This is a genomic window from Pseudoclavibacter helvolus (genome assembly GCF_014191305.1).
Taxonomy (GTDB): Bacteria; Actinomycetota; Actinomycetes; order Actinomycetales; family Microbacteriaceae; genus Pseudoclavibacter; species Pseudoclavibacter helvolus.
On sequence record NZ_JACHWJ010000002.1, the window covers coordinates 380,993 to 403,513 of the forward strand.

The 22,521-nt window shown below is 69.0% G+C and carries 18 protein-coding genes; 16 read left to right on the forward strand and 2 right to left on the reverse strand.

Annotation, left to right across the window (positions count from 1 at the left end; genetic code table 11):
• Window positions 1-11: 11 nt before the first annotated feature.
• The 10 genes from FHX72_RS08665 (at window position 12) to FHX72_RS08710 (ending at window position 12,216) form a co-directional block, all read left to right on the forward strand.
• Window positions 12-974 carry an AAA family ATPase gene (locus FHX72_RS08665; RefSeq protein ID WP_068484364.1) on the forward strand — a complete coding sequence of 321 codons (963 nt, stop codon included), beginning with the start codon at window positions 12-14 and terminating at the stop codon, window positions 972-974.
• The gene (locus FHX72_RS19655) at window positions 974-2,197 is read left to right on the forward strand and encodes a DUF58 domain-containing protein (RefSeq protein ID WP_183624422.1); all 1,224 of its coding nucleotides are present in this window, start codon (window positions 974-976) and stop codon (window positions 2,195-2,197) included. Before FHX72_RS08665 ends, FHX72_RS19655 begins: the two co-directional genes overlap by 1 nt.
• Entirely contained in the window at window positions 2,194-4,584 is a 2,391-nt protein-coding gene (locus FHX72_RS08675; protein WP_183624424.1) for a transglutaminase-like domain-containing protein, read from the forward strand. The genes FHX72_RS19655 and FHX72_RS08675 overlap by 4 nt, the downstream gene beginning before the upstream one ends.
• Window positions 4,577-5,425 (forward strand): FHA domain-containing protein, encoded by an 849-nt coding sequence (locus FHX72_RS08680; protein ID WP_183624426.1) that lies wholly within the window; start codon window positions 4,577-4,579, stop codon window positions 5,423-5,425. The genes FHX72_RS08675 and FHX72_RS08680 overlap by 8 nt, the downstream gene beginning before the upstream one ends.
• A 209-nt stretch (window positions 5,426-5,634) precedes the next feature.
• Complete coding sequence (gene leuC, locus FHX72_RS08685) at window positions 5,635-7,143, forward strand: 3-isopropylmalate dehydratase large subunit (RefSeq protein WP_183624428.1); 1,509 nt, start codon at window positions 5,635-5,637, stop codon at window positions 7,141-7,143.
• Window positions 7,143-7,772, forward strand: coding sequence for a 3-isopropylmalate dehydratase small subunit (gene leuD, locus FHX72_RS08690; protein ID WP_183624430.1), 630 nt, complete (start codon window positions 7,143-7,145; stop codon window positions 7,770-7,772). Before leuC ends, leuD begins: the two co-directional genes overlap by 1 nt.
• Entirely contained in the window at window positions 7,769-9,139 is a 1,371-nt protein-coding gene (murA, locus tag FHX72_RS08695) for a UDP-N-acetylglucosamine 1-carboxyvinyltransferase (protein ID WP_068484317.1), read from the forward strand. Before leuD ends, murA begins: the two co-directional genes overlap by 4 nt.
• A 113-nt stretch (window positions 9,140-9,252) precedes the next feature.
• Window positions 9,253-9,948, forward strand: a complete 696-nt coding sequence (locus FHX72_RS08700) for a lysophospholipid acyltransferase family protein (RefSeq protein ID WP_183624432.1) — start codon at window positions 9,253-9,255, stop codon at window positions 9,946-9,948.
• Window positions 9,945-10,952, forward strand: coding sequence for an NAD(P)H-dependent glycerol-3-phosphate dehydrogenase (locus FHX72_RS08705; RefSeq protein WP_068484313.1), 1,008 nt, complete (start codon window positions 9,945-9,947; stop codon window positions 10,950-10,952). Before FHX72_RS08700 ends, FHX72_RS08705 begins: the two co-directional genes overlap by 4 nt.
• A 73-nt stretch (window positions 10,953-11,025) precedes the next feature.
• Window positions 11,026-12,216: a D-alanine--D-alanine ligase family protein gene (locus FHX72_RS08710; protein WP_183624434.1), complete on the forward strand. Its 1,191-nt coding sequence runs from the start codon at window positions 11,026-11,028 to the stop codon at window positions 12,214-12,216.
• A 51-nt stretch (window positions 12,217-12,267) separates the two neighbouring features.
• On the opposite strand, the gene FHX72_RS08715 is transcribed toward FHX72_RS08710, so the two are convergent.
• Window positions 12,268-12,765 (reverse strand): DUF3515 family protein, encoded by a 498-nt coding sequence (locus tag FHX72_RS08715; protein ID WP_183624436.1) that lies wholly within the window; start codon window positions 12,763-12,765, stop codon window positions 12,268-12,270.
• Between the two features lie 24 nt (window positions 12,766-12,789).
• Here FHX72_RS08715 and thiL point away from each other — a divergent pair, with 24 nt between their 5' ends.
• Window positions 12,790-13,923, forward strand: a complete 1,134-nt coding sequence (thiL, locus tag FHX72_RS08720) for a thiamine-phosphate kinase (RefSeq protein WP_183624438.1) — start codon at window positions 12,790-12,792, stop codon at window positions 13,921-13,923.
• Here the strand turns inward: thiL and rsmD are convergent.
• Entirely contained in the window at window positions 13,872-14,483 is a 612-nt protein-coding gene (gene rsmD / locus FHX72_RS08725) for a 16S rRNA (guanine(966)-N(2))-methyltransferase RsmD (RefSeq protein ID WP_183624440.1), read from the reverse strand. The genes thiL and rsmD overlap by 52 nt on opposite strands.
• Before the next feature lie 107 nt (window positions 14,484-14,590).
• Between rsmD and FHX72_RS08730 the strand changes: the two genes are divergently transcribed.
• From FHX72_RS08730 to FHX72_RS08750, 5 genes are all read left to right on the forward strand, one after another.
• Window positions 14,591-15,652 (forward strand): AAA family ATPase, encoded by a 1,062-nt coding sequence (locus tag FHX72_RS08730; protein WP_244964117.1) that lies wholly within the window; start codon window positions 14,591-14,593, stop codon window positions 15,650-15,652.
• A gap of 60 nt (window positions 15,653-15,712) precedes the next feature.
• Window positions 15,713-16,978 carry a DUF58 domain-containing protein gene (locus tag FHX72_RS19660; RefSeq protein ID WP_183624442.1) on the forward strand — a complete coding sequence of 422 codons (1,266 nt, stop codon included), beginning with the start codon at window positions 15,713-15,715 and terminating at the stop codon, window positions 16,976-16,978.
• Window positions 16,975-19,449 (forward strand): transglutaminase TgpA family protein, encoded by a 2,475-nt coding sequence (locus FHX72_RS08740; RefSeq protein ID WP_183624444.1) that lies wholly within the window; start codon window positions 16,975-16,977, stop codon window positions 19,447-19,449. Before FHX72_RS19660 ends, FHX72_RS08740 begins: the two co-directional genes overlap by 4 nt.
• Complete coding sequence (locus FHX72_RS08745) at window positions 19,449-21,599, forward strand: ATP-dependent DNA helicase RecG (protein ID WP_068484303.1); 2,151 nt, start codon at window positions 19,449-19,451, stop codon at window positions 21,597-21,599. The genes FHX72_RS08740 and FHX72_RS08745 overlap by 1 nt, the downstream gene beginning before the upstream one ends.
• A 122-nt stretch (window positions 21,600-21,721) precedes the next feature.
• Window positions 21,722-22,477 (forward strand): copper resistance protein CopC, encoded by a 756-nt coding sequence (locus FHX72_RS08750; RefSeq protein ID WP_183624446.1) that lies wholly within the window; start codon window positions 21,722-21,724, stop codon window positions 22,475-22,477.
• Window positions 22,478-22,521 lie beyond the last annotated feature (44 nt).

Genomic DNA, 22,521 nt, shown 5'->3' on the forward strand with positions numbered 1-22,521 from the left:
CCCGTGTGACAGTGACCGAAGAGCAGGCGGCCTGGTTCCAGGATGCGTTCGACCGGTTGGCGGCGAACATCGAGCGCGCGGTCGTCGGCAAGCGCCACGTCGTCGAGCTCACTCTCACGACGCTCTTCAGCCAGGGGCACCTCCTCCTCGAGGACGTGCCAGGGACAGGCAAGACAGTTCTCGCGAAGGCGCTCGCGAAGACCATCGACGGCACCAACAGTCGTGTGCAGTTCACGCCAGACCTGCTGCCCTCCGACGTCACGGGCGTCACGATCTTCGACCAGGTGAAGCGCGACTTCGAGTTCCACCCAGGCCCGATCTTCGCGTCCATCGTGCTCGCCGACGAGATCAACCGAGCCTCGCCGAAGACGCAATCCGCGCTCCTCGAGGTGATGGAAGAGGGCCGGGTCACGGTCGACGGCACGCCGCATCCGGTGCCGGCCCCGTTCCTCGTCATCGCCACGCAGAACCCTGTCGAGCAGGCCGGAACCTACAAGCTGCCCGAAGCGCAGCTCGACCGCTTCCTCATGAAGACCTCGCTTGGCTACCCCGACCACGAGAGCACCGTCCGCCTGCTGATGGACGCCGGCAATCGGCAGCGCGCCGACAGCGTGCCAGCCATTCTCCACGCCGAAAACGTCGTCGTCATGCAGGAGCTGGCCGCCGAAGTGCACGTCGACGAGTCGATCATGGCGTACGTGTCGGAGATCGTGACGGCCACTCGCGCCGACCGCGACGTGCTTGTCGGCGTCTCCGTCCGCGGGGCCCTCGCGCTCGCGCGCGCCGTGAAGGCATGGGCCCTCGCGCACGGCCGCCGCTACGTCATCCCAGACGACGTGCGCACCCTCGCGCACCCCGTCCTCGCGCACCGCCTGATCCTCGACCCAGAGGCCGAGTTCTCCGGCACCACCCCCGATCAGGTCATCGACCGCTGCCTCCTCGAGGTGCAGCCTCCTCAGCACCGGGCTGTCTAGTGAGCGATGAGCACGAACCCGTAGGAGCCGACGTCGCCGAGCGCGACCGGCTCACGATCGGCGACGCCATCAAGTGCGTGACGCCGCTCGGCTGGATCGTGCTCGTTGCCGGTGTCCTACTCCTCGCCGCAGGGATCGCCTTCGGCTGGCTCGAGCTCATCGGCATCGGGGGAGTCCTCGTCGGAGTCTTCGCTGCGGCAGTTCCCTTCACGATCGGCCGGGAGAGCTTCGGCGTGCAGGTCGAACTCGAGCCGCGACGCGTGCGCGTCGGCGACCGCGCGCTCGGCCGCCTGCAGGTGACGAACCTCGGCGAGCGGCGCGTCCTCCCGACCCGCCTCGCGCTCCCGGTGGGGCAGGCCACGGCGCAGTTCAGCGTGCCGCCGCTCGCGCCAGACGAGACCCACGAAGACCTCTTTGCCGTGCCCACCACACGCCGCGCCGTCATCGAGGCCGGCCCAGCCCGCTCGCTGCGAGGCGACCCGCTCGGCCTCCTCGAGCGGGCCACGAAGTGGACCGGCGTCCTCGAGCTGTTCGTCCACCCGCGAACGGTGCGCATCACGGCTCAGGTCGCAGGCCTCCTGCGCGACCTCGAGGGCGTGACCGGCGAGCGCATCACCGACGACGACCTTGCCTTCCACGCGCTCCGCCCCTACGAACCGGGCGACGACCGGAGGAACATCCACTGGCGGACAAGCGCGCGCACGGGCCTGCTCATGGTTCGGCAGTTCCAGGAGACCAGACGCTCGCAGGCCAACGTGCTGCAGACGCTCGAGACCGCCGCCTACGCCTCGGAAGAGGAGTTCGAGCTTGGCGTTGAGGTGCTCGCCTCGCTCGCGCAGGAGCTCATCCACTCCGGCGTCTCCGTGAGCGCAATGACGCAGGGTGGGCGGCTGCCGACGCGAGCAGTCTCGTCGATGCTCGACGGCAGCAGCCGGCTCGAGCCGCTCGCAACGGCCGCTCCGTCGCTGCGAGACTTCGTCGCGCTCAGCGCACGGCGGCTCCCGCAGGCCAGCATCGTCTTCCTCGTCTGTGGCAGCGCCACGACCGACGCGCAACTCGGGCAGTTGCAGTCCGTCTTCACCGCCGACGTAACGCTCGTCGTCTTCCGATGTTCGATCGGGCACCCCGCGAGCCGCACGCGTCTCCGCGAGACGGTCGTGTGCACCGTGCCAGAACTTGACGACCTGCCCCGCCTGGTGCGCGAGACGCGGGTGCGCACATGACGACAGCGCAGGGACAGACCGGTGGAGCCCCGAACCCGCCGGGCAAGCCGCAGGCGCGGGCGCTCGGAGCGAGCGTCCTCGTCGACGCGGGCGTCATCGCGGCGCTCACTCTGCTCGCCTCGTGCGGGTTCGCGGCCGCCTACGGCAGCGCCTGGTTCCTGCTCGCCGTCGCGGGCGGGCTCCTCGTTGGCATCGGATCCGCGGTCCTCGGCGCCTGGCTTGGGCTCACTCGCTTCAACACGCTGCTCGTCGCGATCGCCGCCTACTTCCTGTTGGGGACAGCGTTCGCGCTGCCGCGCTCGGGCCTTGGCGGGGTGCTGCCGACGCTCACGACACTCGCCGACCTCGCCAGAGCGCCCGTATTCGCCTGGCGAGACGCCGTCACCCTTTCGACTCCACTGCTCGCGCCCACCCACCTCGCGGTGCTCCCGTACTTCGCGGCGACCGTCTCATCCCTCGTCTCGATGCTTGTGCTGCTGTGGGTCGCGCCGAACCGCCCCGGCGCCGTCTGGCCTCCGACGGTGGCCCTGCTTGGCCCCCTCGCGGTGCTCGCCAGCGCGATCTTCATCGGAACGGAGGACAGCGTCGCCGGCGTCCTCCGAGGAGGAGCCTTCGCGGTCATCGCGCTCGTCTGGCTCAGCTGGCGCCGCGGCCTCGGCAACATCGCATCGAAGGACGCGAGGCGTGCGCTCGCGCGCTCCCGCGCCCTCGGCACCGGCGTGCTTGTCCTCGTCGCCGCGCTGCTCACAACCGCCGGCGGCTTCGTGGCCTCCACGACCATCGCCGACCAGCGCGTCGTCGCACGAGAGCAGATCACGCCGCCGTTCGACCCGCTGACCCACACGAGCCCGCTCGCCGGCTTCCGCGAGTACTCGAAGCTCGCCCCAGACACGGTGCTCTTCGACGTGACCGGCCTCCAAGGCGGAGACCGCATCCGTCTCGCAACGCTCGAGAGCTATTCCGGCAAGGCCTGGCAGATCGCCGACCCGCAGGAGTCGATGGACGCAACGGGCAGCTACAACCTGTCGGGTCGGGTCGTGCCGAGCAACCCGTTCGTAACGTCGTCGTCCGATCGAGCGCTCGGCGTGACCGTCCGCGGATACTCTGACATCTGGCTGCCGAGCGTCGGCGTGCCCACAGGCGTGAATTTCACGGGCGGCAGCCTGCCTGGGCGCAGCGGCGACTTCCGCTACAACTCGCGCACGGGTGGCGGCCTCATCACCTCGGGCCTCCGGGAAGGCGACACGTACGAGATCGCCGCCCTGGCCCAGGACCTCCCGGTCGAGGGGCAGCTCGACAACGTGAACGTCGTCGACCTCGACTACCCGGCTATGCCAGCGGCCCCGGCTGCGCTCGTCGAGCGGATGCAGAGCTACGTCGCGGGCGAGACCTCCCCGTATCTTCAGCTCAAGGCCATCGAGAACGCCCTGGTCGCCGAGGGGTTCCTCAGCCACGGGACGGCAAGCGATACGGTTCCCTCGCGCGCCGGCCACGGGCTCGACCGCATGCAGGAGCTCTTCGACCTGCGCTACCTCGTCGGAGACCAGGAGCAGTACGCGTCGGCCATGGCGATCATGGCCCGCCAGCTCGGATTCCCGGCACGCGTGGTCATGGGGTACGCGCCGGAGCAGATCTCGGCCGACGGTACGACCGAAGTGCGCGGGTCCGACGTCACTGCCTGGGTGGAGGTCCCCTTCGAGCGATTCGGCTGGGTGGCCTTCGACCCGACACCCGAGCAGACCGACGTGCCCGTCAACACGACAACCGACCCGCAGTCGAAGCCGAAAGCCCAGGTCCGACAGCCGCCCCAGACGCAAGAGAAGCCGGATGAGCTCCTCACGAGCGCCGACGAACGACGGCAGGAGGAGGAACCTGAAGATGAGGAGAACCTGCCTGCCTGGCTCACCACAGTCGGCGTCTCACTCGCAGTTCCCCTTGTCCTCTTCCTGGCACCACTCCTTGTCATCGGCCTGCTGAAAAGACGGAGGCGGCGGAGGCGGCAGCACGAGGGCAGCCCTGACCTGCGCGCCGCGGGGGCCTGGAGCGACGGCATCGACAGGTTCGCCGAGCTCGGCTACCAGGTGCCGCCTCAACGGACGCGGCTCCAGATCGCGGAGGCGGTGCATCCGTCGCTTGTCTCGATCGCGGACCGAAGCGACCGGGCCGTGTTCGGCGACGAGCTTCCGACCGACGAGCAACTCGATAAGCTGTGGGCCGACGTGGACTCGTCCGTCGCAGAGGCGATGAGCTCCGCAGGCTTCTGGCGCCGTCTGCGTGGACGATATACGTTCCACAGGACCCAGCGAGCCGTATCATGGCGACGTGGAACGTTCGGGGTTCATCCAAGTACCGCCGGGAATGATCGGCCAGGAGCCGGTCGTGCCTGAAGCGGCGGGCCAGTCGGGTCGACCCGACTGGTCGCCTCACGGGGCAGGCAATGGGGCAGGCAACGGAGGAGCAGCAGAAGCTCCGGCCGATGACTGGCTGCGCGCCGAGCTCGACGACGAGTATCCGCTACCGCCAATGCCGGCCCCTCGGCCAAGGCTCGCGCCGCAGCCGCAGCCAGAACAAGGGCAGTCACTCCAGCCGGCGCCCGTCCTGCCTCCGGCCGCTCCACGCTTCGGCGAGGCTGCACAGCCGACGAGCGCGCCACTCGAGTCGCTGCTCGGACAACCATCAGCGCACGGTGGACAGCCGTCAGCGCAGGTCCCAGCCCCGTCGGCTCCGCCATCCGTGCTGGAGGCGCCGAGCGCGCCTGGGAGCGCAACCCCCGCCCCGTTGCCGGGGGAGACCCCGTTCGGTGCGCCGAACGGGCAGCCGGGCCAGAAGGAACAGTCCGGCCTTCCCGGCCAATCTGGCCAGCACGACCAGCATGACGCGGTCGAGCAGCCCCTCCCCGAATGGGTCATCGTGCTCTCCGACGGGGTCAGCCTCCCCATCTACGGACCGGTGGTCATCGGGCGGAACCCCTCTCAGGAGCGCTTCCCCGACGCGTCGGTCTCGGCAGTCGCCGACCTCACGCAAACCATGTCGAAGACTCACGCACGGTTCTGGGCCGACGGAGATCGCTTGTACGTCGACGACCTCAACTCGACGAACGGCGTCGCGCTCTTCCCAGGCGGGAATGCGCACGGTGCCCTCGCGGTTGAGCCTGGAGTCCCAGCGGAACTCCGCTCGGGCGATGTTGTACAGCTGGGCGAGTACCGGCTGTCGATTCGCCGGAGCTGAGGCCCGCACTCGCCCACGTCTCGTCAGGAGCCGCATGGTCACGTCGATGCGGTTCACACCCCAGAAGTCGGCAGGAGGTGCAGTGTTAGCATGGTTCGCATGTCTGCCGGTCTGCTCCTCCTTTGCTGCCGCGACGGGGGCTAACTTCGCCGGTGCATCCCGTCGCGGTGTCGATGGTGCCTGAGCAGATGCGAGGAGACACAAGCAACATGAAGACGAAAAACAGCACGACAGCAGCGCCAAGCACCGCCCCAGCGCAGCCGAGGACCCTCGCGCAGAAGGTCTGGGAAGACCACCTCGTCGCCAAGGGCGAAGATGGCTCACCTGACCTCATCTACATTGACCTGCACATCATGCACGAGGTGACGAGCCCGCAGGCGTTCGACGGGCTTCGGGTCGCGGGTCGACCGGTCAGGCGCCCTGACCTCACGATCGCGACGGAAGACCACAACACCCCGACGGTCGACATCCTGAACCGCATCGCGGACACCACGAGTCGCACACAGATCGAGACGCTGCGCCGGAACGCCAAGGAGTTCGGCATCCGCCTGCACCCGCTCGGCGACGCCGAGCAGGGCATCGTGCACGTCGTCGGACCGCAGCTCGGACTCACGCAGCCGGGCATCACCGTCGTGTGCGGCGACTCGCACACTTCGACCCACGGAGCCTTCGGGGCCATCGCGTTCGGCATCGGCACAAGCGAGGTCGAGCACGTGCTCGCGACGCAGACCCTCGCGATCAAGCCCTTCAAGACCATGGCGATCAACGTTAACGGGACGCTCAAAGAGGGCGTTACGGCGAAGGACATCATCCTCGCCGTCATCGCGAAGATCGGCACAGGCGGCGGCGCCGGCTACGTGCTCGAGTATCGCGGCTCCGCGATCGAAGCCCTCTCCATGGAGGGGCGCATGACGATCTGCAACATGTCCATCGAGGCGGGGGCCCGGGCCGGTCTGGTCGCGCCCGACGAGAAGACCTTCGCGTACCTCGAAGGCCGCGACCACGCCCCGAGCGGTGACGACTGGGATGCGGCGCTCGACTACTGGCGCACGCTCAGGACCGACGACGACGCCGTCTTCGACGCCGAGGTGTTCATCGACGCCGACAACCTCGAGCCGTTTGTGACGTGGGGGACCAACCCCGGCCAGGGCATCTCGCTGAATGGCGTCGTACCAGAGCCGTCCGACTTCACCGACCCCAACGACCGCCAGGCCGCCGAGCGCGCGCTCGAGTACATGGCGCTCGAAGCCGGTCGTCCCATGAAGAGCATCCCAGTCGACGTCGTCTTCATGGGCTCATGCACCAACAGCCGGATCGAAGACCTCCGGGCGTTCACGTCGGTCATCCAGGGGCGGAAGAAGGCCGACGGCGTCCGTGTCATGGTCGTTCCCGGTTCCGCGCGAGTGCGCCTCGAGGCGGAAGCCGAGGGCCTCGACAAGATCATCACGGAGTTCGGTGCCGAATGGCGCTTCGCTGGATGCTCGATGTGCCTCGGTATGAACCCAGACCAGCTCGAGCCGGGCCAGCGCTGCGCATCCACCTCCAACCGCAACTTCGAGGGCCGCCAGGGGAAAGGCGGGCGAACGCACCTCGTGTCGCCCCTCGTCGCCGCCGCGACCGCAGTTCGGGGTACGCTCTCGAGTCCGTCCGATCTCGACACGCCCGCCGCATCCGCGCCGAGCCATGACGCGCAGCGGCCGCAGGAGGTGACCGTCTGATGGAGAAGACAAGCCGCATCGAGGGCTCCGCCGTGCCGCTGCGGCGCTCCAACGTCGACACCGACCAGATCCTTCCAGCGGTCTACCTCAAGCGCGTCACCAAGACCGGCTACGAGGATGCGCTCTTCAACGGCTGGAGGCAGGACCCGAAGTTCGTGCTCAACCGGCCCGAATACCAGGCCAACCCGCGCATCCTGCTCGTCGGACCCGACTTCGGCACCGGCTCGTCTCGCGAGCACGCCGTGTGGGCGCTCAAGGATTACGGCTTCCGCGCCGTCATCGGCTCCCGCTTCGGAGACATCTTCCTCGGCAACGCCGGCAAGCAAGGGCTGCTTGTCGCCACGCTGGAGGAGCACATCGTAGAACAGCTCTGGGACGCCGCAGAAGCGGACCGGAGCGCTACAGCGGTCGTTGACCTCACTACGAACACCGTTACTGTCGGAGACATGACGGTGACGTTCGAGATCGACGACTACACGAGATGGCGTCTGCTCGAGGGCCTCGACGACATCTCGTTGACGTTGCGTGACGAACACGCGATCTCCACCTTTGAGTCACGCCGAGAGGCGTGGCGTCCGCGGACTCTTCCAATCCGCAGGTCCACCACCGCAGGGAGTGCAACTCAGTGAACACGATCACCAACGACTCGGCTCGCGCCGGCGCATCAGTCGGTCTGACCGGCGACACCATCGTCTTCAACGGCGGACGCCCGCTCTCGGGTCGCATCGAGGTGCGTGGCGCGAAGAACCTCGTGACGAAGGCCATGGTCGCGGCGCTCCTCGGCGAGGAAGTCAGCGTCCTCCGCGACGTGCCGGACATCTCCGACGTCCGCGTCGTCGCAGGGCTCCTCACGCTGCACGGCGTGAAGATCGACCGCAACGAGGTCTCCGGCGACCTGCGCCTCGACCCGACGAACGTCGAGACGGCGCACATGGCCGAGATCAACGCACACGCCGGCTCTAGCCGCATCCCGATCCTCTTCTGCGGCCCGCTGCTGCACCGTCTGGGCGAGGCGTTCATCCCCGACCTCGGCGGCTGCCGCATCGGCGACCGCCCGATCGACTTCCACCTCGAGGTGCTCCGCAACTTCGGCGCCGTCATCGAGAAGCTGCCGAGCGGCATCCGGATGAGCGCTCCCGAGGGCCTGCACGGCGCGAAGGTCACGCTCCCGTACCCGTCCGTCGGCGCCACCGAGCAGGTCCTGCTCACCGCCGTCCGCGCGAACGGCCGCACCGAGCTGCGCAACGCGGCCATCGAGCCCGAGATCATGGATCTCATCAACATCCTGCAGAAGATGGGCGCCGTCATCTCCGTCGACGCCGACCGCGTCATCCGCATCGAGGGTGTCGAGCGTCTCGGCGGCTACAGCCACAAGGCGCTCTTCGACCGCAACGAGGCAGCAAGCTGGGCCTCGGCGGCGCTCGTCACGAAGGGCGACATCTACGTCGGCGGCGCGAAGCAGCCCGAGATGCTCACCTTCCTCAACGTCTTCCGCAAGGCCGGCGGAGCCTTCGAGATCCACGACGACGGCATCCGCTTCTACCACCCGGGCGGCGAGCTGCGCCCCGTTGTCATCGAGACCGACGTGCACCCAGGCTTCATGACCGACTGGCAGCAGCCGCTCGTCGTGGCCCTCACGCAGGCCCACGGAGTCTCCATCGTGCACGAGACGGTCTACGAGCAGCGCTTCGGCTTCGTCGACGCACTCGTCGAGATGGGCAGCGACATCCAGCTGCACCGTGAGTGCCTTGGCAGCCAGGAGTGCCGCTTCGGTCAGCGCAACTTCCAGCACTCCGCCATCATCTCCGGCCCGACGAAGCTCAAGGCAGCCGACATCGAGGTCCCCGACCTGCGCGGCGGCTTCAGCCACCTCATCGCGGCGCTCGCGGCGGAGGGCACCTCGCGTGTCTCCAACGTCGGCATCATCGCGCGCGGCTACGAGAACTTCATCGCGAAGCTCGAGACTCTCGGAGCTGACTTCACGGTTGAGGCGTAGGGGTGTCCGCTGAGAAGCGGGGATCTGCGGAGAAACGTCTTTCGCCAGAAAAGGGTCGGCCTTCGATCTTCTGGTTCCTCGCGGCGGTCGCCTTCCCGTTGAGCTGGCCGATCATGCGGTGGGAGATTAAGGGCAAGCTGCCGGAGCGCGGCGCGTTCATCGTCGCCCCGAACCACACCAGCGAGATCGACCCGCTCATCATGGGCATGGCTGTCTGGAAGCTCGGCCGCGCGCCGCGCTTCATGGCCGCCGACCGCCTCTTCCGCGTGAAGGGGCTCGGCTGGATTCTCCGCAAGAGTGGGCAGATCCCCGTTTCGCGTGACGTGCGCGGCGCCAACCAGGCGGCCATCGCATCCGCGCAGCAGCTCGTGCGGCTCGGCCAGGGCGTCATCATCTACCCAGAGGGCACGCTCACCCGCGAGCCCAACCTGTGGCCGATGCGCGGCAAGAACGGCGCGGCCCGTGTTGCGCTGAGCGCCGACATCCCCGTCTACCCGACGGCGATCTGGGGCGCGCAGAACATCCTGCCCCGGTACGCCAAGAAGCCAACCCTGGGCTGGCGGAAGAAGATCACGGTGCACGTCGGTGAGCCCGTCAGCCTCGGAGAGTTCAGCGGGCGGATGCACAGCGCAAGCGCCATGAAGGGCGCAACGGAGCTCATCATGCACGACATCACGGGGCTGCTCGAGGGCATCCGTGGCGAGGTGGCTCCCGCCGAGCTCTACGACCCGGCGAAGCACGGGCAGACGGAGCACGGCAAGTTCCCGCAGGACCGCGGCGGCTCCTCCCGAGAGTCGGGCGGCGCGTGAGCTCGGCGCAGCGCGCGGTTGTGCTCGGCAGCGGAAGCTGGGGCACGACGTTCGCGAAGGTGCTCGCGGATGCGGGCCACGAGGTGACCATCTGGGCGCGTCGCCCCGAGGTCGCGAACGAGATCAACGAGTCGCACCGGAACACGGGCTACCTGCCCGGCATCGATCTGCCGAGGAACCTGCGCGCGACGCCCGACCTCGTCGAGGCGGTCAGCGGGCAGCACTTCGTGTTCGTCTCGGTGCCCGCGCAGACGGCGCGCGAGCTCGCCGTGCAGCTCGCCCCGCTCATCGACGACGACGCCGTCGTCGTGAGCCTCATGAAGGGGGTCGAGCGCTCGAGCGGCCTCCGCATGAGCGAGGTGCTCGAGGGCGTCCTGGAACTCCCGACCGACCGGATCGCCGTCGCGAGCGGGCCGAACATCGCGCTCGAGATCGCGAAGGAGCAGCCGACCGCGATCGTCGTCGCGTCGGACAGCGAGGTGACGGCGGTGAGCGTCGCGAAGCTCGCCCGCAACGGCTACCTGAAGTCGTTCGTGAACGTCGACGTCATCGGCACCGAGTTCGGCGGGGTCCTGAAGAACCTCATCGCCATCGCGGTCGGCATCGTCGACGGCGTCGGCTACGGCGAGAACACCAAGGCCTCCGTTATGACGCGCGGCCTCGCCGAGATCTCCGACTTCGCCGTCGCCATGGGCGCCCAGGCGTCGACCATGATCGGGCTTGCGGGCCTCGGCGACCTCATCGCGACCTGCGAGTCGCCGCTGTCACGCAACTTCACAGCGGGCCGGCTCCTCGGGCAGGGCTACGTCTACGACGACGTCGTCGCCCAGATGCAGCAGACCGCGGAGGGCCTTCGATCGGTCGGGGCGATCCTCGAGCTCGCCGAGCGGCACGGCGTCGACATGCCCATCGCGAAGCAGATCGACGACGTCCTCCACGGCCGCATGAGCCCCGCCGACCTGGCGCCGCACCTCGCCACCGACGACGGCCCGAGCGGCGAGTAACGCAGGCTCCCGTTCGTCTCGACCCGTACCCTTGGTAGCCGTGAGCGAAGACTCGCTCGTGGAAGGAACCCTCATGCCGATTGCACAGCCGAACGCCACCGCATCCGCCGACTCGCGGCCCCTCATCGCCGTCGTCTTCGGCGGCCGGTCGAGCGAGCACGCGATCTCCTGCGCGACGGCGAGCGGTGTCCTCGGGGCGATCGACCGCGAGAAGTACCGGGTGCTGCCGATCGGCATCACCCGCGACGGCGCCTGGGTACTGGAGGACGACGACGCGGACAAGTTCGCGCTCGACCCCGAGAACCTGCCGGAGGTCGTCGACAACGGCACGCGCATCCACCTGCCCGACTCGGCGAAGCACCGTGAGGTGACGGTCTCCCGTGTCGAGGGCGACGCACTCGGGGCTGAAGCGGGCGCAGAGCTCACCGAGCGCACCTCGCTCGGTGAAGTGGACCTGGTCTTCCCGATCCTCCACGGCCCGTTCGGCGAGGACGGCACCGTGCAGGGCATGCTCGAGCTCGTCGGCCTGCCGTTCGTCGGCTCGTCCGTGCTCGCGGCCAGCGTTGGCATGGACAAGCACTACACGAAGATCGTGCTCCGGGATGCGGGTCTTCAGGTCGCCGACGGCGTCACGATCACGCAGCACCAGTGGGACACGCAGGGCGAGTCCCTCGCATCCGAGGTCGTCGATCGACTCGGACTTCCCGTCTTCATCAAGCCGGCTCGCGCAGGCTCGAGCGTCGGTGTGAGCAAGGTCGCGGCGCTCGAGGAGTTCGCCGCCGCCATGACGACGGCGCTCGCGGAGGACGACCACGTGCTTGTCGAGGCCGCGGTTGTCGGGCGCGAGGTGGAGATCGCCGTACTCGAGTCGCGTCCGGGTGAGCGCGCACGAGCCTCGGTCGCTGGCGAGATCGTCATGACGAAGGCCGAATTCTACGACTTCGAGGCGAAGTACCTCGACGACTCTGGCGTCGAGCTGCGCTGCCCCGCCGAGCTGAGCGACGAGCTGCTCGCCGAGATGGCGGAGCTCGGCGTTCGTGCCTTCGAGGCGCTTGGCGCTTCGGGCCTCGCCCGAGTCGACTTCTTCCTTACCGACGACGGGTTCGTCGTCAACGAGATCAACACGATGCCCGGTTTCACGCCCATCTCGATGTTCCCGAAGTGCTGGCAGGCGAGCGGCATGAGCTACCCGGAGCTCATCACCGAGCTCATCGAAGTCGCGAGCGCGCACGCGGCGGCTCGCGAGGCACGGCTCACGCGCTAGCTGTTCGGCCGTGGAGCGCCAGCCGGCCCGCGCGGGCCGGTTGTTGTGCCCCTACTGGGCTCCGAGGACGTCGTCGGCGCCGACGCACGCGCCCGTCTTCGGGAGCTTCGCGACGGCGTTCTCGAGGTCGATGAGCACCGCGGTGCCAGAGACCACGTCGGAGTCGACGATGACCTCGACGGCGGGGGTGCGCCCGTAGCTCGTGAAACGGTACGTGGGCGCCTGGCTGTCGTCGAGCACCCAGTCGATGCCGTTGAGGTTCTGGCAGTAGTCGGTGGTCGGCCCCGGCGTCGGCACGCCGCAGCGCAGCAGCACGCCGGCCGGCGTTCCCCACGCCCCAGTGGCCTGGGCGTTGGTGAGCCGCAACTCGAGCCCGTCGACGGTCGAGGGGAGGCGCACGGAGACCTCGGCGCACTCGGGGGCCGCGGCGTCCGGCGCGGGTTCCATAGGCACGCTCGCGCTATTGCAGGCGGTGAGGAGCACGATGGATGCGGCGGTCGCGAGCGCGGCTGAGCCGATTCGCGAGAGTGAGCGGGAGGTTCGAGACATTTGCTCCCAGGCTATCGTGAACGGGTGCCTGCTCTCCCCGACGAAGCCGCCCGCCGCCCCGCCTCTGCCGCACTGACCGTTGGCGAAAGCCGTGAGGCTGAGGTGCTGCGGCGCATCCTCGCGAGGGTCCCAGCGTCTGCCGCCGCCGTGCTCGGGGCCGGCGACGACGCCGCTGTGCTCTCGGCGGGTGATGGGCGGGTGGTCATCACGACCGATCTCATGATCGAGGGGCCGGACTTCCGACTCGCCTGGTCGTCGCCTCGCGACCTTGCACGGAAGGCCTGCGCCTCGAACCTCGCCGATGTCGCCGCGATGGGCGCCACCCCGACGGGGATCACCGTGGCGCTCGCGCTGCCCGGCGAGACCGAGGTCTCCTGGGTTGAGGAGCTCGCTGAGGGCTTCGCGGAGGGGCTCGCAGACATGGCGCCCGGCTGCGGCGTCATCGGCGGCGACCTCTCGACGAGCGAGCAGCTCACGATCGCTATCACGGCGTTCGGTGATCTGGGCGGGGGAGACGCGGTGTTGCGATCCGGTGCCAAGGCCGGGGACGTCCTGGCGCTCAGCGGCCCGGCCGGTCGCAGCGGCGCCGGTCTCTCGCTGCTCTACTCGCTCGCCCGGAATGCGCGAGGCGAGGCCCTGGCTGAGGGCATCGCGGCCCTGCGCGCGCGCGGCGAGGCCGTGGCCGCAGTGATCGACTGGCATGTGGCCCCCACGATCGACGCCTCTCTCGGTCTCGCGGCCAGAGCCGCCGGCGCAACGGCCATGATGGACGTCTCAGACGGGCTCCTGCTCGACGCCGCCAGGCTGGCGCGTGCCAGCGGCGTGCAACTGGAGATCGAAACCTCGTGGCTCTCCTCCGACGTCGCAGCCGTTGAAGCCGCGCTTGGTGCTGCCGTGCCGGGACTTGCTGGCGAGGAGCGGCGCGCTCGAGCCACTGAGCTGGTCGTGGTCGGCGGCGAGGATCACGGCTTGCTCGCGGCCTTCCCGGCCGGGACGACGCTGCCGGACGGCTTCAGAGCCATCGGGCGGGTGCATCCGCTGCCCGACGGGAGCGAACCATCGGTGAAGGTCGACGGCGAGCCGAGGGATGCGCGGGGCTGGGACCCTTACGCCTGGGACTTCTCCTCGTCTGACTCCTCGACGGGGCTCGCCTCGTAGCTGTAGACGATCGTCTCGCCGTAGGCCTTGCGTCGCAGCGGCTCGAAGCTCTCCGGCACGAGCGGCGCGGGGGAGCGTGATCCGCGTTCGATCACGACGACCGCCTCAGGCGCGAGGTGCGGCACAAGCGCTTCGAGTGCTTCCGTGAGCTCGGCCTCGCCGAGTTCGTACGGGGGGTCGATGAAGACGAGCTCGAAGAGCTGGCCTGGGGGCGTTCGCAGGAAGCTGGCCACGGAGTTCTGCGCGATGCGCGACGTCACCGTGCGCCGTCCCTGCTCGCGCGCCACCCGAGCGAGCAGCTCGGCGTTCGCCCGCAGCACGCTGGCGGCCGACTTGGACTGCTCGACGAGCACGGCCGTGGATGCGCCACGGCTGAGGGCCTCGAATGCGAGCGCACCGGAGCCTGCGTACAGGTCGAGGACGGCGACGCCGCCGAGGTCGAGGAGCGACTCGAGCGAGGAGAACATCGCCTCACGAACTCGGTCGCTCGTGGGGCGCGTACCGCTCTTGGGGACGGCGAGCGAGTGGCCCCTGGCGGCTCCGGCGATGATGCGTGTCACGCAGTGATCGTAGCCGCGAGCGGGGGAGTGTCATACACAGCGGAGAGCGGTTGGCCGAATTTGTCGGGGGTGCGTGGAATGATGGGCACTTGAATTCGGAGGTGGCCATGGAATACGGCAACAGCGCGGAAACCGCAGCAGCGGGGGCCATGCCTGCTCAGCGGACTCCTTCTGCAGAGCGAGCTGGAAGAACTCGCGCATCGAGCACGGCCGTCGCGTTGCAGGACGGCGCGCGGCAGATCCGCGAGAGCGTGTCTTCGGTCATCTCCGGCAAGGACGAGCAGGTGCACCTCGCGGTCGTCGTGCTCCTCGCCGGCGGCCACCTGCTGGTCGAGGACGTGCCTGGCGTCGGCAAGACGGTGCTCGCGAAGACGCTGGCCGCGGCGATGGACTCGAGCGTGAGCCGCATCCAGTTCACCCCGGACCTTCTGCCCTCCGACGTGACGGGCGTCGCGATCTACGACCAGGTCGAGCGGCGCTTCGAGTTCCAGCAGGGGCCCGTGTTCGCGAATGTCGTCATCGGCGACGAGATCAACCGCGCCTCGCCGAAGACCCAGTCGGCGTTGCTCGAGTGCATGGAAGAGGGCCAGGTCACGGTCGACGGCGTCACCCACAAGCTTCCTGCGCCCTTCACGGTGTTCGCGACCCAGAACCCCTCTGAGATGGAGGGCACGTACGCACTCCCGGAGGCGCAGCGCGACCGCTTCATGGCGCGCATGTCGATGGGCTACCCGGAGCGTGACGACGAGCTGGCGATGGTCGATCGCCGCGACTCGAGCGACCCCCTCGCCAGCGTGCGCGCCTCGCTGAGCGCTACCGACGTGTCCAACATGATCGAGCAGGCGTCGCGAATCTACGTAGCCCCCGCCATCAAGCAGTACATCGTCGACCTCGCCCGGGCCACCCGCGAGCACGCCGACGTGCGCGTCGGCGTGAGCCCACGCGCCACACTGCACCTCGTGCGCGCCTCGCGGGCCGCTGCGGCCGTCGCCGGTCGCGACTTCGTGGTGCCGGACGACGTGGCGAAGCTCGTCGGTCCGGTCTTCGCGCACCGTCTCGTGCTGAGCGCCCGCGGTTCGCGGGGTACGGCGGCCTCGGCGTCTGCCGCCCGCATCATCGATCAGATCTCCCAGCAGATCGCCGTCCCCACGAGCGCGGCGACCGCGTAGCGCGTGGCGACGAGGCGTATCGAGAGGCGGCTCAGGCCCACCAGCCGCGCCATCGGACTGGTGGTGATCGGCGTGCTGCTGGCGGCCGCTGCCGTTGTGTTCGGCCGGGGCGAGCTGCTCGCGCTCGGCGGCTTCCTCGTCGCATTGCCCATCGTCGCCTTCGTCCTTCGCCTCATCTGGCGTCCGCGCCTCGAGGCCGAGCGCACCATCTACCCGACGACACTCGCCGTGGGCGACCGGATGCGCGTGGTCACCGAGGTGCGGAACCGCTCCTGGATCGCCCTCGAGCCGAGTTCCTACATGGACCTGCTGCCAGGTGCCGAGCCCTCGAGCATCGGCGGCGTGCTGCCGGCGATCGGGTCGCGATTCAACCGCAACGAAGACAAGCGCCGTCGCCGCGTCGCATACGGCATCGATTCCATGCGCCGCGGAGTCCATGAGGTCGGCCCGCTGTTCTTCGACAACATCGACGGCCTTGGGCTGACAAGGCGAGTCCTCAAGATCGGCGAGGCGACCTCGGTGGAGGTCTGGCCCCGCGTCGTCGAGCTGCCGGCCATGTCGGTACCGAGCGGCAAGAGCGGCGGTGAGGTCGAGGCCGGCGTCGCGCAGTCGGGTGACTCCGACGATGTGCTGACACGTGACTACCGGCGAGGCGACCCGTTGCGGCGCATCCACTGGCGTGCGACGGCGCACGCCGGGGAATTGCGAGTGCGCCAGGAGGAGCACCACGCTGAGGACACCTCGGTCGTGATCCTCGACACGAGTGAGGCGCAGGCAGGCGAGGAACCGAAGGCGCCGCTGACACTCATCGACCTCATGAACGAGCAAGCCCTCCCTGCGACCGCCGTGGACGCCGAGTTCGAGCTCGCCGTCTCGCTCGCTGCCTCCGTGCTCGCGCGTTTCCACCGCTTCGGCTACGAAACTGAGCTGTTCGAGACGCACGCCCACCCAGAAGGTGACACCGAGAGCACGCGCACCCCGTCAGAGGAAGCCCTGGAGGGCGTCATGCGCCGCCTCATGCTGACGCAGCCCCACTCGGCGGACGCCGAGCGACGGGAAGCCTGCGCCGAGGTCGTCGACGACATCTCCCGTGTCGCGCGCACGCCCGTCGTCTACGTGCACAGACACCTCGCCGGAGAGGGGCTGACGGCCATCCGCTCGCTCTCATCGTTCGCATCGCCCGCACTCGCGCTCATCGTCTCCGCGAAGCCCGTGCCGCCAGCCACGCTGAAATCGTTCACCGAAGCCGGCTGGAACGTCGCCGTCTACTCACCCGCCCGAGCCAAGCCGTTCACCCCGGTGCTTGAGCTGGAGGCCACTGCATGAGCACGCAAGCGAAGACTACGGCGCAGATGCGTCGACGCCAGGGCTGGAAGGGCACGCCAGGGGCCAACGGCTCGTGGGTTGTCACGGTCGCCCTCGCCGTCTTGATCTTCAGCGCGACGAACCTCCTCTGGCCGATCTTCGACACGAACTCCTGGTCGGCGAAGGCCATCGTCCTCGTCACGATCATGCTCGGCGCGGCAGCGCTCGTGCGAACGTTCACGGGCTCCCAGCTGTGGGCGCTCATCGCCTCGATCGTCGGTGGCGCCGTTGTGCTCGTCGGATTCACGGGGCGGGGGTCGCCGCGCGCGACCGTCGAAGGCTGGGGCGTGCTCACCGAGCAGCTCGTCGAACAGCTGCGCTCGGACGCAGCTCCTCTGCGCGAGACCGAAGCGATGACGATGCTCGTGCTCATCGGCGTCGCCGTCATCGTGGTGCTCTGCGACTTCTTCGTCTTCGGTATCAGGGGTCGCTCGCTCGCGATGCTGCCGCTGCTCGCCTTCCCGCTCATCCCCATGGCGCTCGGCGTCGACGCCTTCGACGGCTGGTCCTACGTGTTCGCCGCGCTGGCGCTCGCGGTCTTCCTCTACGCGGTCTCGAGCTGGCATCAGCGCGTGCACGACGAGGAACTCTCGTATCAGGGGTTCCTCGTCGACAACCGGGGCCTCGCAGGCCTCGGCGGAGCGCTCGCCGTCACCGCCGTCTCGCTCGTCGCGGTGCTCGTCGCATCGACGGTTGTGCCCGCGCCGACCGGCATCGAGGCGATCAGGCAGGCCTCGACTTCAGGGCTCTCCACGAACCGAGCGAACCCGATCATCGACCTCGGCGAGGACCTGCGCCGCAACAACCCGGTCGAGGTGCTCCGCTACGCCACGACCACCGACCAGGGCTCGCTCCCGTACCTGACGCTGCAGACGCTCAGCGATCTGAGCGGGAGCGACGACTGGATGCCGGGTGCCTTCGACGGGAACCGGCCCGTCGACGGCGGCGACCTGCCTCTCCCCACCGGCGTGAGCGCTGGAGCGCAGTCAAGCGAGTTCACGACGCGCATCGTCCTCAACGACGGCGTCAGCTCGTTCTTGCCTCGCCCCGGCTTCGCGGCCAACGTCATCGACCTGCAGGGGGAGTTCCTCCTCGATCAGCAGACGGGCGACGTGCGCAGCGCGAACGACGAGGCGCTCGCGCAGAACTACGAGATCCAGACGGTTGTGCCAACACCGAGCTTCGAGGTCATCTCCCAGCTCGACGTCGAGGTCCCGCCGGAGCTCGAGCCCCTCACGCAAGTGCCTGAGGGGCCGAGCACCGATCGCATCCGCGAGGTTCTCAGCGGGATCGTCGATGAGACTGCGCCGACCGGCACGCAGGCGCTGCAGTTGCAGGCGTTCTTCGCAGACGGCTTCGCCTACTCGGAGACCGCTCCGGTCCAGCAGGGGTACGACGGCACGAGCCTCGATGTCATCGCCGAGTTCCTGGAGGCCCGGGCGGGCTACTGCGTGCACTACGCGTCCTCGATGGCGGTCATGGCGCGCATGCTCGGTATACCTTCCCGCATCGGCGTCGGCTTCACACCGGGCTCCGCAGGTGAGCTGAACGCCGAGGGGCAGCCGGTCTACACCGTGACGAGCGACCAGCTCCACGCCTGGGCTGAGCTCTACCTGCCAGGCCACGGCTGGGTCATGTTCGAGACGACGCCGGCTGGCGCGCTCGGCAACCTCGTCGCACCCGGCCCCGGTGAGACGACGGCGCCCACCACCGATCCGTTCGAAACGACGACCCCGACCCCGACGCCCGTCGAGACCGAGAGCACGGGCGCACCAACCGCGCCACCAGAGACGCCCACGCCGACGCCCACGCCGACCGACGGCATCGAGAGCGCAGGAGAGCAGGACGGCGACGAGGCTGGGGTCGACCTCACCGCCCTGTTCGTCTCGCTCGCGGTCATCGCCGGTCTGCTCGCCGTCGCCGCGCTCCTCCTCATCCCTGCCTTCCTCCGCGGTGCCAGGCGTCGCGGGCGCAGGGCCGCGGTCCTGACGGGCTCACCGCCGCAGCACCCGAGCCCGGGCGGCGCCGCCTGGCAGGAGGTCTCCGAGAGCGCGGTTGACTACGGGATCCGTCTGCCTGCTGGCCTCACGCCGGAAGCGGTTGTCGACGCCATCGGGCTTGCCATCGCGGTCCCGGAAGACCAAGCAGCTACAGGCACAGGCACAGGCATAGGCACCGATACAGGTTCGGCCGTCAGGGCTGGCGCCGCGGAGCAGGCAAGCGAGGCTCGCGCAGCGCTCGGCCGCATCAGGGTGGAGCACGAGCACGCCGCCTTCTCCGACCCGGGCAGCGAGCAGTCTCTGAGGCAAGAGCAACGTGTGGAGCTCTGGAATGATGTCCTCGTGGTCCGTTCCGCACTCCGTTCCTCAGCCACGCCCGCTGCGCGCCGCCGGGCGGTGCTCGCGCCTGCTTCCCTGTCAGGGAGGCGCTAATGGAGGCTTTTGGCCTCGAGACCTTGCTCGAAGACGTTCTCGGGAAGCGCGACGCGCAGCAGCTCAAGAAGCAGCTCGACGTGACTACGGTGGCCGGCATGCTCGAGCACTACCCGCGCCGCTACGCTCGCCGGGGCGAGATGACAGCGATAGAGTCGCTGCCGCTCGGCGAGCACGTCACGCTGGTCGCCCGCGTCCTCCGGGTCAACGACCGACAGATGCGGGCTCGACGCGGCTCCATCCTCGAGGTCGAGATCACCGACGAGAAGGGCATCGTCTCCCTCACCTTCTTCAACCAGAGCTGGCGAGCCAAGCAGCTGCAGCCCGGAGTGACGGGCATCTTCTCCGGGAAGGCCTCCGCCTACCGCGGAGCGATCCAGCTCGCGCACCCCGAGTACGAGCTCTTCGAGAACGCCCCGCTCGAGGCCGTTTCGGAGCGACGCGACCAGTGGCTGAAGGAGCCGATCCCGATCTACCCCGCGACGGCAAGCCTGCCGACGTGGAAGGTTGCGGCCGCCGTCGAGGCTGTCCTCGACGCCGTGCCGTTCCTGCGCGACCCGGTCCCCGTCGAGACGCGCGCCATGTTCGGGATGTACAGCTACGACGAGGCGGTGCGCGCAATCCATCAGCCCGAGACCTTCAAGCTACTTGAGCGCGCGCGGGAAGCGCTGCGCTTCACTGAGGCGTACGTGCTGCAGGCCGCGCTCCTGCAACGCCGCGCCATCTCCGAGCTTGTCGCCGCGAGGGCCAGGACCGACGACGTCGGGCCAATGCTCGCGGCGTTCGACCTGCTCGTGCCCTTCGAACTGACACCCGACCAGAAGACGGTCGGCCGCCAGATCGCGAAGGACCTCGCGCGTGGCGTGCCCATGCACCGCCTCGTGCAGGGTGAGGTCGGCTCCGGCAAGACGCTCGTCGCGTTGCGGGCCATGCTGCAGGTCGCCGACGCCGGCGGCCAATCGGCGATGCTCGCGCCGACGGAGGTGCTCGCCTCCCAGCACTACCGCTCGATCATCGACTCGCTCGGGCCGGAGCTCGCTGCGAAGCTCAAGCCGACGCTCATCACGGGCAGCATGCCCAAGGCTGAGCGCAAGCGCGCGGCCCTCAGCGTCGTCGCCGGCGAGGCGAAGATCATCGTCGGAACCCACGCGCTCCTGAGCGACGACGTCATGTTCGACGACCTCGGCCTTGTCATCGTCGACGAGCAGCACCGCTTCGGCGTCGAGCAGCGGGAATCGCTGCGCGCCAAGGGCGCTCAGCCGCCGCACCTGCTTGTGCTCACCGCCACGCCCATCCCTCGCACGGTCGCGATGACGGTGTTCGGCGACCTCGACATCTCGAGCATCGTCACGATGCCGAAGGGCCGCCAGAAGATCGAGACGTTTGTCGTCGCGACGAGGGAGCATCCGCACTGGCTCGAGCGCGCCTGGCAGCGCGTCGCGGAAGAGGTCGACCGTGGCAGGCAGGCGTTCGTCGTGTGCCCGGCCATCGAGCCGACCGAACCCGCGGAGCCAGCTGAGGGGGAGGAGCCACCCCACCCGATCGCGGCCGTCATGGAACTCGCCCCGACGCTCGCCGTGCATCCGCTCTTCGCCGGCAAGCGCGTCGCCGCCGTGCACGGGGCGATGCCGAGCGACGAGAAGGACGCCGCAATGCGGGCCTTCGCGGAGGGCAAGATCGACGTGCTCGTCGCCACGACCGTCATCGAGGTCGGGGTCAACGTGCCGAACGCCTCGGTCATGATCGTGATGGATGCTGACCGCTTCGGCGTCTCGCAGCTCCACCAGCTGCGCGGCCGCGTGGGCCGAGGTGAGCACCCGGGCCTATGCCTGCTCGTGTCGAACTCCGAGGAGGAGTCAACAGCGCGCGAGCGCATCAACGCCGTCGCGGAGACGCTGGACGGGTTCGAGCTCGCCGAACGCGACCTCGAACTCCGCCGCGAGGGTGACGTGCTCGGCACAGCCCAGTCCGGTGGGCGCACCTCCCTGAAGCTGTTGCGAGTCATCGAGGACACCGACCTCATCCGCTCGGCGAGAGACGAGGCGGCGTTGCTCGTCAACGACGACTGGAGCCTGAAGCGCTGGCCCGACCTCACCGCGGCGATCGGGAGGCACAGCTTCGAGGAGCGGGAGTTCCTCGGGAAGTCCTGACTCGCCCTCGTCTGGCGTCGGCGGGATCCTTTAGCCGTCCGTCGTCCGCCGTCCGTCGACATCGCGGTCGGCCTCGGCCTCGGCCTCGGGTCGCCCTCGTGCCGCTGGCCTACGATGGTCGAGTGACCTCATCCTCCTCTGCACAGGCGCTCCGGATCGCCTCCCGCCTCATGCTTGCCGCGATGCTCGCGTTCCTGGCGCTCGCGCTTGGCCTCGGCTCACAGTTCGCGTCGGCGCACGACCAGCTTGTCGAGTCGACCCCGTCAGCGGACGAGCAGGTGGATGTCGCCCCGGTGAGCGCGACGCTGACCTTCTCCGCTGAGGTGCAGGCTGAGGGCACGCTCGGCCCGCAGCTGGAGCTGTTCTCGGTGAGCGCCGTCGAGGAGACTGCCGTCGGTTTCGAGTCGCCCGCGACGGTCGATGGCGCGGTTGTCACGCAGCCCCTCCCTGAGCTTCCCGCCGGCAACTACTCGCTCAACTGGCAGGTCGTCTCGTCCGACGGTCACCCGATCTCCGGGACGATCCCGTTCACCGTCTCCGTGGGAGTCGCACCGACCGAGGACGCACAGCCGTCCGCGTCGGCCCCGGCCGGCTTCGGTGCCGCCGAGAACACCGAGGGTGCGACCATCACGAACAACGACGCGGGAACCGCCGACGAGGCCGAGCAGTCCACGACGTCGGCCCCGCAGGACTCGGGCATCCCGCCGTGGGCCTGGGTGCTCATGGGCCTCGCCGGTGTCTCGGTCGTGCTCGTCTCGTTTGTCGTGTTCCGTCGCAAGGCCGCGGACCTCGAGGCGAGCCGCAAGCCACAGGCCGACAAGTCTCAGACCGACGAGCCGAACGCCGACGGTCTCGACGACACGCCCAACGGGGTCTGACGAGGGCTCCTCGACGCGCGGGTTTCGGCGCGAGGCGCCAGCCT